This window comes from Paracidovorax sp. MALMAid1276 (assembly GCF_049198005.1).
In the GTDB taxonomy this organism is placed as follows: Bacteria; Pseudomonadota; Gammaproteobacteria; order Burkholderiales; family Burkholderiaceae_C; genus Acidovorax.
Window position 1 is genome coordinate 1 of the sequence record NZ_JBMIRS010000082.1, and the last position, 9,251, is coordinate 9,251.

Consider the following 9,251-nt stretch of genomic DNA (forward strand, 5'->3'; position numbering starts at 1 on the left):
CAACAGAATCAACGATCTACCAACACCACCCCCGCGCCAGTGCTGGGTTTGCGTACCGCCAGTTATTGCACTGAAAACGAGGGGACCCCGTGCTGGCCGGCGCACGCAAGCGCTGGCCGGACGACGACGCGCTGCTGGTCGACATCGGCGGCGTGCTGGATTCGCTCCATGCCCATTTCTCCAGTAGTCGCAAAACGTGACGACCCACCTCAGATCACTTCTTTAACTCAGATCACTTTTTTAGGAACGAATCTTCATGAACGAGACCACTTCAGCTGCAGCCATCAGCAGTGCGGCGCCTCGCAGCTATACGCTGTGGCAATTGATTGCTTATTTCTTACGGCTCGGAGCACTGGGCTTCGGCGGACCCGTAGCCCTGGCCGGCTACATGGATCGCGACTTGGTGGAACGGCGCCAATGGTTCACCGAGGCAGACTACAAGGAAGGGCTGGCCTTGGCGCAGCTCGCGCCAGGACCGTTAGCCGCGCAGTTGGCCATCTACCTGGGCTTTGTTCACTACAGCTTCCTAGGGGCCACCCTGGTGGGCCTCGCTTTTGTGCTGCCCTCGTTTCTGATGGTGATCGGACTGGGTTGGGCCTATACGCATTTCGGCGGCCTGGGTTGGATGCAGGCCGTGTTTTATGGCGTGAGTTCCGCTGTCATTGGGATCATTGCTGTCAGCACCTGGAAGCTCTCTACCAAGAACATCGGCAAAGACAAACTGCAATGTGCCATCTTTGCAGTAGCGGCGGCAGTGACAATCATCACCCAATCCGAGGAACTGTGGTTGTTCCTGGGCGCAGGCATTCTCGTGTGGTTGTTGCGCGCGCCGCCGAAATTTATTAAGCCGTCCAGCACGCTGCACAGCAGTGCTATTCCTTTGCTGGCCTTGCTTGGCTTGTCCAACGTCGACTGGACCAGGCTGTGGCAGATCACCAAGTATTTCTTCTACGCGGGCAGCTTTGTTTTTGGTAGCGGCCTAGCTATCGTCCCGTTTCTGTACAGCGGAGTGGTCAAGGAGTACGGATGGTTGACCGATCACCAGTTCCTTGACGCTGTCGCAGTCGCCATGATCACTCCCGGTCCTGTCGTCATCACTACCGGGTTCATCGGCTTTCTGGTCGCGGACTTCTGGGGCGCGGTTGCTGCGGCGCTGGCAACCTTCCTGCCGTGCTATCTCTTCACAGTCCTGCCAGCCCCGTACTTCAAGAAATATGGAAAGAAACCGGGAATCGTGGCATTCGTCGATGGCGTGACGGCAGCCGCCATCGGATCGTTGGCCGGAGCCGTGGTAGTTATCGGGGTGCGCTCGATCAAGGACGTTCCCACGGCGCTACTCGCCCTGGGGACTGCTGCCTTGCTTTGGAAATTCAAGAAGTTGCCGGAGCCGATCGTTGTCGCTGCCGCGGCACTGATTGGGCTGGTCGTCTACCCGCTGGTGACCCGCAGCTGAATAGAAGCGAGAGGAGTCCACGCCTTAACCCATGACTTGCCACATTTCTAGGAACACTCCAATGGATTTACAACTACGCCCCCTTACCATCAACCTCGCTGCCCTCAACGGGCTGTCCGAGAAACTCATCCTCAGCCATCACGCGAATAACTACACCGGCGCAGTCAAGCGCCTGGATGCTATTCGCCAGCAACTGGCGCACCTGGATTGGCCGACCGCTCCGGTCTTCATGATCAATGGCCTGAAGCGCGAAGAGCTGATCGCCGCCAATTCCGCTTGGCTCCACGAGCTGTACTTCGACACGCTGGGAGGCGACGGTGCATTGCCGGACTCCGGCCTGGCAGTTGCCTTGGCCCGCGACTTTGGCAGCGTTGACCGCTGGCGCACGGAATTCTCCGCACTGGCCAAGGCCATGGGCGGCGGCTCGGGGTGGGCGCTGCTGTCATGGTCCACACGCGAGGCGCGGCTGATCAACCATTGGGCGGCAGACCATACGAACCTGCTGGCCGGCGCCACACCGCTGCTGGCACTGGACATGTACGAGCACGCCTACCACATGGATTTCGGTGCCAAGGCGGCCGCGTATGTTGACGCCTTCATGCAAAACATCCGCTGGAATGCCGTGATGCAGCGCTACGCTGCCGCCGTCGAGGCTGATGCACTGCCCTGGTCGGCCGCACCAGAGGAAGTCGGCGGTGACCTCCAACTGATCGACGTGCGACGCACGGCAGGCTACGCACAAGCGCCTGATCGCATCGCCGGGGCCATTCGGCGCGATCCCGTGCAGTTGGCAAATTGGAGCCGTGAAATCGATACCTCTAAACCCGTCCTTGTGTATTGCGTGCACGGCCATGAAGTCAGCCAGTCGGTGGCGCTCGCGCTACGAGCGCATGGCCTCGACGCACGCTTCGTGGCCGGAGGCATCGAAGCCTGTCGCGCTGCTGGCGTGACATTTGAAGCAAAGGAGTAGCACCATGAAGTGGATTACACGCGAACGCCCCAAGATCGACCGCATCGCCTGTCCCTGGCTGGTTGCGCGCTTCATCGACCAGCAGGCGGAATTTCTCTATGTGCCGGCCAGCGAGGTGCTGAAAACCGCCAACGCTACCGGCGCCATCCCCTACGACATCCCGAATGTCGAACTAAGCCATGTGGGCGAGCTGTGCAGTTTCGATTCCTTCCTGTCGAAGTACCACCTGGACGACCCAGCGCTGCGCCAGTTGGCCGAGATCGTGCGCGGCGCCGACACCTCCCGGCTCGACCTGACGCCGCAATCAGCAGGGCTCTATGCGCTCTCGCTCGGGCTGTCGCACAACTTTAGCGACGACCACGAAATGCTCCAGCACGGCATGGTGATGTACGACGCCCTCTATGCGTGGTGCCGCGCATGCCAGGCCGAGACACACAACTGGCCGCCGGTCATGCCAGCCTGATCCGCCCAACTGAAAATGCACCAAATGTCCGCAATCCCCCGTCTTGCCTTCGCCACACTCATTCAGTCCCTGAGCCTGGTGGCGGCATCGGCAGCGCCCGGCCCCAGCGAACTCACCGGCGCGCAGATCAAGACAGTCTTCGTCGGCAATGTCATATCCGAAGGCGCGCACTGGTCCGCTTACCTCCTTCCCGATGGACGCACGAAGTCCATTGAACTGGGGCGGCCGCACCAGGGGCATTGGAAGATCGTGGGCAAGGAATTGTGCGTAAGCATCAGCACGGGTGTAGAGCCCGAATGCTGGACGGTACTGCGCAAAGGCAAGGCCTATCTGCTGCGCGCCCACGGCCAAGACCTCTACGAGGTCACTCCGGAACCTCTGTCGTCGAAATACCCGTTCGATTGACCGGCACCTGCCTCGATTACCCGCTCCGGCCAGCCCCCGGAGCTGCATCCCGCCAACTACCAAGGAAACTCCATGCTGCGTCTAACCCTCTCCACACTGGCCCTGGCCGCGGGCCTGCTCACTACAGGCGCCCCGGCCATGGCCCAGGCCATCGACACCGCTGCCATCGAAACGGCCACCGGCCTCAAGGGCAGCTACAACCAGGCGGAAAACGTCTTCAAGGTCAGCAAGCCACGCGACGACGTGAAGATCAATGTCGATCGCTGGACCATGCCACCGTTCATGGGGCTCACCTCCTGGGCCGCGTTCACGCCAATGGGCTCGTCCACCATGATGATGGGCGATACGGTGCTGTTCGAGGATGAAGTCAACCCGGCGATGAGCGTCGCGCTGGACAACGGCCTGGAAGTGACTGCGCTGCACAACCACTTCTTCTTCGACCAACCCAAGGTCTTCTTCATGCACATCGGCGGCATGGGGGATGCACGCAAGCTCGCCACAGGCGTGAAGGCGGTGTACGACCGCATCGCGCAGGTGCGCGCCGCCCAAGGCACGCCGGCCAGCAGCTTCGCGGGCGACATCGCATCGCCAAGCCATGTCACTGCTGCGCCCATCGAGGAGATTCTGGGCAGCAAGGCGCAGGTCAAGGATGGCATGGTGAAAGTAACCCTTGGCCGCACAGCCAAGATGCATGGAACCACCGTCGGCAATGAAATGGGCATCAATACCTGGGCGGCCTTTGCTGGCGACGATGAGCATGCGGTAGTCGATGGCGACTTCGCCATGCATGAAAACGAACTGCAGACGGTCCTGAAAACCATGCGTGGCCAGAGCATCAACATCGTGGCAATCCACCAGCACATGACCTACGAGGAACCGCGCTACGTCTTTCTGCACTACTGGGGAAAGGGCAAGGCCGTGGATCTGGCTCAGTCAGTGAAGAAGGCGCTGGATGCGCAGAAGGCGGCGAAGTGACAAAGAAGACCTTCAGCTCGGTTACGCAACGCCTCTCAACAAGCTCTACCCGGCACCTCATGCGCTTCATCATCGCCGGGGCCATGTTTCCCGCACTTGCCGCAACCGCCAGGGAGGTGCCGCTGACCGGCCCGCAGATTCGTGCGACCATCAGCGGCAAGTATGTGACCGATGAACACCATTGGGGGCACAAGTATTTCGCGGACGGGCGCGTCGAGCGATCGGAGAACGGCCGCCAGCGGTCTGCGCGCTGGTCCGTCAAAGGCAATCAGCTATGCCTGCTGCAGCCGGAAATCAGCAAGGACGAACCGATCTGCTACCAAGTCCTGCGCGACGGACAGAAGCTGCAATACAAGGACGATGCGCAGTTCGTTGTGTATCGGGGGCTGGTGCGGCCCATGCCCAAACGAGAGCCGTGAACGGTTAGGGATTGCATGCACGCAGGCGACTGACATGGCGCACTACCTCTGGACACTGCGTCCCTACTACCGGCAGACCGCCGGGCAGCTTGTCCTCGGCTCCCTGGCAGGCGTCGTCATGAACACAGCCGTGGTCCTGCCCGCCGTGTGCCTCGGGCGCGCGATCGACGCCGCGACGCACTTCGCGCATGGCCAGGCGACGCGCGCGACGCTGCTGCAGGCCGTCGCGTTGTTCGCCGCGGCAACCCTCGCCACAGAACTGCCTCGACTGGGCAAGCGCTGGTGGTTGATGACGGCCAACGCGCGCATCCGCGCCAATCTGCGCGCGGATGCGCTGCGCGGGGTGCTCGCCTGGCCGATGGCAAAGCTGACTGCCACGCCTGTTGGCGACACCATGGCGCGCGTCATCGGTGACGTCGAGGTGCTGGGCATCGGCATCCGCGAGGTGATCGTCGAGACCTGGGACACGCTCCTGTTCTTGATGTCGTTCTTCGTCGCCATGCTGGTGCTGGACTGGTCGTTGACCCTGCAGGCGCTGATTCCCGTGCCCTTCGCGATGGTGCTGGCCTGGGCCGCCGGACGCTTTATTCACCAACGTACGACGGCGGCTCGACAAGCCAACGGCGCGTTGACCGCGGGACTGCAGGAGCAACTGTCCGGCATCCGCGTCGCGAGGCTACTGGGGATGAAGCAGGCCGCACAGACGCGGATCGAGCGGCTCGCAGATGCACAGGCGCACACCAATCTCGCGGTGGCGCGGCCCCGCGCCGGCCTGCCCGCGGTCTACACCACGCTGATGGCGGCCGGCATCGTGCTGGTGTTGTGGCAAGGCGGCGAAAAGGTCATCGCAGGCGCGTGGACGCTGGGGGCGTTCGTGACCTATCTGGACCTTTTTCTGCGCTTCACCGGGCGCGGATTTCGGGTGCCGCAGCTCGTGAACTCGGTGCAAGCAGGCGGCGCAGCCTACGCGCGGCTCGCCCCCTTGCTCGCTGCGGCCCTGCCTGCTCGCGGCGAGCATCGGTTCGCTTCGTTTCGCGCCGGCTACCTGGCCGGAACGACTCCGCGCTCGACTCTCACCGAGCCGGCGTCACGAGTTGAACGCGGGCTCGCCGTATCCCTGCACAACGTGAGCTTCTCTCACGGCAACGCCGACGCCGCCGTCACGGCGCTGAACCAGGTCTCGCTCGAGATTTCGGCAGGCGCGTTCGTAGCAGTGACCGGGCCGGTCGGCTCGGGCAAGAGTGCGCTGGCGAAGGCTCTGCTGGGCCTGTACCCGCTCGCCGGCGGTACCGTTTCCCTGGACGGCGACACGCCCGCACGACATCGCGGTGACATCGGTTACCTGCCGCAGGAGCCCTTCCTGTTCTCGGGTACGGTGCGCGAGAACATCACCATGGGACGTGAGCAGGCCGACCTCGCCACGATGAGCGCCCTGGAAATCGCCGCGCTTGCGAAGGACGTTTCGGGCTTCGAGCACGGCGTCGATGCCGAGATCGGCGAGCGCGGCATTCGCATTTCCGGCGGTCAGCGGCAGCGCGTCGCACTGGCACGCGCGGCGGCGGCGGGACCTCGGCTGCTGGTGCTGGACGATCCGTTCTCGGCGGTCGACGTCGCGACGGAGGCTCAGATCATTGCCAGCCTGCGCGCGGAGTTCGGCCGCGGGGCGCCGGCCGCGCGACAGGCCACCATCGTCCTGTGCTCGCACCGGCTGGCGGCCTTCCCGCAGGCGGATCTCGTCGTCGTGTTGGATGGAGGACGCATAGTCGAACGAGGCTCTCATGAACAGCTGATGCTGGCGGGCGGCCTGTATGCACGGATCTACGCGGCGCAGGTCGCGATGGCACAGCCGGAGGACGCATGACCGCAACACAGTCACAGCCGGCACCGACAACACGCCGAGGACTCACGACCGCCCAGGTGGGCTCGCTACTGGCGCCGCAGAGACGCCTGCTCGTGGCCATCGCAGCCTGCGTGCTTGCCGGTGCGGCGCTGGAGGTGCTGCCGCCGCTCCTCGTGCGGCAGGCCGTGGACGCCCACTTGGCCGTGGGCCGTGGCGACGGCCTGATGCTGCTGGGCGTGCTCTACCTGCTGGTCGTGGCCGGGCAGCAGGCGTTGGGCTTCGCGTCTGCGTACGGCACCGCGATCGCAGCCCAACGGGCGTTGCGCGACCTGCGCGCGCGCCTGTTTGGCCATCTGCAACGGCTGCCTGCGCGCTACTTCGACACGACCCCGTTGGGTGACACCGTCAGTCGCTGCACCGCAGACATCGACACCATCGACCGCCTGTTCTCGTCGGGCATCGCGAGCCTTGTCGCCGACCTCGTGCGACTGGTCACGATCACGGTGACGATGCTCGTGCTCAGTCCCTCGCTGACGCTGCTCTGCGGACTGGCCGTGCCGCCCCTGCTGTGGTTCACGCGCTGGTTCCAGCTGCGGGTATTGGCCGCTGAACGGGCCAGCCGGGAGGCCGTGGGAAGCGTCAACACGGCACTCGTGGAGACCCTCGGTGGCGCGGAGGTCATTCGTGCTTTCGGACGAACGGGGTTCTTCGAGCACCGCTTTCGTGGCGCTCTGCAGGCCACGCAACACGCCTATCTCGCGGCCACACGCTATTCAACGATCTACACGCCGCTGATGGCCATCCTGGCGTCGCTGATCGTCTGCGGCCTGCTGTGGGCAGGCGCCGAGGGCGCGCTGGCGGGCTGGGGTGTTTCTATCGGCACGCTCACGGCCTTCGTGCTGCTGTTTCGCCGTTTCTTCGCGCCGATAACGACGCTGGGCGAGGAATGGCAGACCGTGCAGAGCGCGCTGTCCGGGGCTGAGCGCGTGTTCCAGGTCTTGGCGCTGCCGGTCGAGGAAACACCGGCCGCCCATTCCGTGCAACAGGCCAGGAGCGAACCCGAGCCGTTGATCCAGTTGAAGGATGTGATCTTCGGCTACGTCGCCGATCGCCTCGTGCTGAAAGGCGTCTCCTTGAGCGTTCGCGCAGGCGAGCACGTCGCGCTGGTCGGACGCACCGGCGCTGGCAAGAGCAGCCTGATGCACCTCGCCGGTGGCCTGTATGCGCCCTGGTCCGGTGACATTCACGTGGCGGGCGCGGATCCACGCGCCATGACGGACGAGGAACGCCGTCAGCGCCTGGGCGTCGTGCCGCAGACGCTGCAACTGTTCAGCGGCAGCGTGCTCGACAACCTCACGATGGGCGACGTCCTCGTGACCCGGACTGCTTGCGAAGCCGCGGCCAAGGCAACGGGCGCGCATGCGTTCATCCGGGCACTGCCGCAGGGCTACGACACGCCCCTGGACGCGGGTGAGGCCGGCGCCGCGTTGTCCGCGGGCCAACGGCAATTGCTCGCGCTCACGCGCGCGCTGGTGCGCCAGCCTCGCGTGCTGCTGCTCGACGAAGCGACAGCCGCGATCGACCACGCCAGCGACGCTGCGTTCCGCGCCGCTCTTCGCCGCGACGCGCACGACTCGAGCCGTGCCGTTCTGATCGTGGCGCATCGGCTGTCAACGGCGCTGGAGGCCGATCGCATCATCGTGATCGAGGACGGTCGCATCCTCGAACAAGGCGCGCCGGACGAGTTGATTCGGTGCCGGGGTCGCTTCGCCGCGCTGCTGGCCATGGAGACGGCAGGCTGGGATTGGCATCAACGTTGACGTTGGAGGACAGACATGGGCAAGGACTTCTACATACAACCCGACGCGGCCGACCCGGTGCTCGATCCCGACGCGGTGCTCGCGATCGTGCGCTTGCATGCGGCGGGCGCGAAGGCCGTCAGGGCCGTCGACGAGAGCGGCGGCGAAGCGCGCGCCTATGCCATCGACAACGGCCTGATCCTGAAGGTTCAGCGACCACAACAGCTGCGCGCGCGAACGAGCCTGGCGAAGGAGCGTTTCCTTTTGGAGCAGTTGGCAGGCCTGGAGGGCGTATGCGTTCCACGAGTCCTCGGTGGGGGCGTTGCCAAGCCCGGGATCGAGTACACCTTGATGACGCGCATGCCCGGCGAGCCGATACACTCGGCAAGGCTCGACGGTGACCTCCGCCGGCGTACGCTGGTTGACCTGGGGCGCATGTTGCGTCGCATTCACGCAATCCCTCAGCAACCCGTGTTCGAGGCGCGCCTGATCCCCGGCGACCACACGGCGGCCGACGTTCGCACACGGTTCGGCGGCCTCTTCGACGACGCTGTCGCAGCCGTGGCTCGGGCGGCCCAGCCCTGGCCATTTGCGGTCGACCCGTTGCAGTTGGCGCGCCTCGCGATGCGCGCCTTGCCGGACGCAGACGCCTGGGTGGCCTTGCACAGCAACCCCGGCCTCGAGCACGTCTTCGTCGATCCGCAGACCGGGCAGTTGACTGGCATCATCGACTTCGGCGATGCGTATTTCAGCCACCCGGCGCTCGATCTGCGCCGATGGCCTCGGCCCATCGATCGGGCCGCAGTTCACGCTGGGTACTGCAGCGAGGCGGAGATGAGCGAGAGCTTCAATCAGACATGGCGCGTGGCGGGGTCTCCTCGTTTTCAGTGCAATAAGTGACGGTACGAAAAGCTAGCACTGGCGCGG

General features: G+C 64.3%; 9 protein-coding genes. All 9 read left to right on the forward strand.

Features of this window, described 5'->3' with window-relative positions; all coding sequences use genetic code 11:
• The first annotated feature begins 256 nt into the window (after positions 1-256).
• Entirely contained in the window at positions 257-1,453 is a 1,197-nt protein-coding gene (locus ACOQFS_RS05365; RefSeq protein ID WP_126313140.1) for a chromate transporter, read from the forward strand.
• A 61-nt stretch (positions 1,454-1,514) separates the two neighbouring features.
• Positions 1,515-2,423 (forward strand): Fe-Mn family superoxide dismutase, encoded by a 909-nt coding sequence (locus ACOQFS_RS05370; RefSeq protein WP_005797796.1) that lies wholly within the window; start codon positions 1,515-1,517, stop codon positions 2,421-2,423.
• 4 nt (positions 2,424-2,427) lie between these two features.
• Complete coding sequence (locus tag ACOQFS_RS05375) at positions 2,428-2,886, forward strand: chromate resistance protein ChrB domain-containing protein (protein ID WP_005797792.1); 459 nt, start codon at positions 2,428-2,430, stop codon at positions 2,884-2,886.
• Positions 2,887-2,910: 24 nt separating this feature from the next.
• A complete protein-coding gene (locus tag ACOQFS_RS05380; RefSeq protein ID WP_013722014.1) occupies positions 2,911-3,291 on the forward strand; it encodes a hypothetical protein in 381 nt (126 codons plus the stop codon).
• A gap of 72 nt (positions 3,292-3,363) precedes the next feature.
• The gene (locus ACOQFS_RS05385; protein WP_005797786.1) at positions 3,364-4,266 is read left to right on the forward strand and encodes a DUF1259 domain-containing protein; all 903 of its coding nucleotides are present in this window, start codon (positions 3,364-3,366) and stop codon (positions 4,264-4,266) included.
• 59 nt (positions 4,267-4,325) lie between these two features.
• Positions 4,326-4,685, forward strand: coding sequence for a hypothetical protein (locus tag ACOQFS_RS05390; RefSeq protein ID WP_017406223.1), 360 nt, complete (start codon positions 4,326-4,328; stop codon positions 4,683-4,685).
• 34 nt (positions 4,686-4,719) lie between these two features.
• A complete protein-coding gene (locus ACOQFS_RS05395; RefSeq protein ID WP_046987174.1) occupies positions 4,720-6,546 on the forward strand; it encodes an ABC transporter ATP-binding protein in 1,827 nt (608 codons plus the stop codon).
• 92 nt (positions 6,547-6,638) lie between these two features.
• Positions 6,639-8,345: an ABC transporter ATP-binding protein gene (locus ACOQFS_RS05400; protein WP_277596119.1), complete on the forward strand. Its 1,707-nt coding sequence runs from the start codon at positions 6,639-6,641 to the stop codon at positions 8,343-8,345.
• 15 nt (positions 8,346-8,360) lie between these two features.
• Positions 8,361-9,224: a phosphotransferase gene (locus tag ACOQFS_RS05405; protein WP_017407829.1), complete on the forward strand. Its 864-nt coding sequence runs from the start codon at positions 8,361-8,363 to the stop codon at positions 9,222-9,224.
• Positions 9,225-9,251 lie beyond the last annotated feature (27 nt).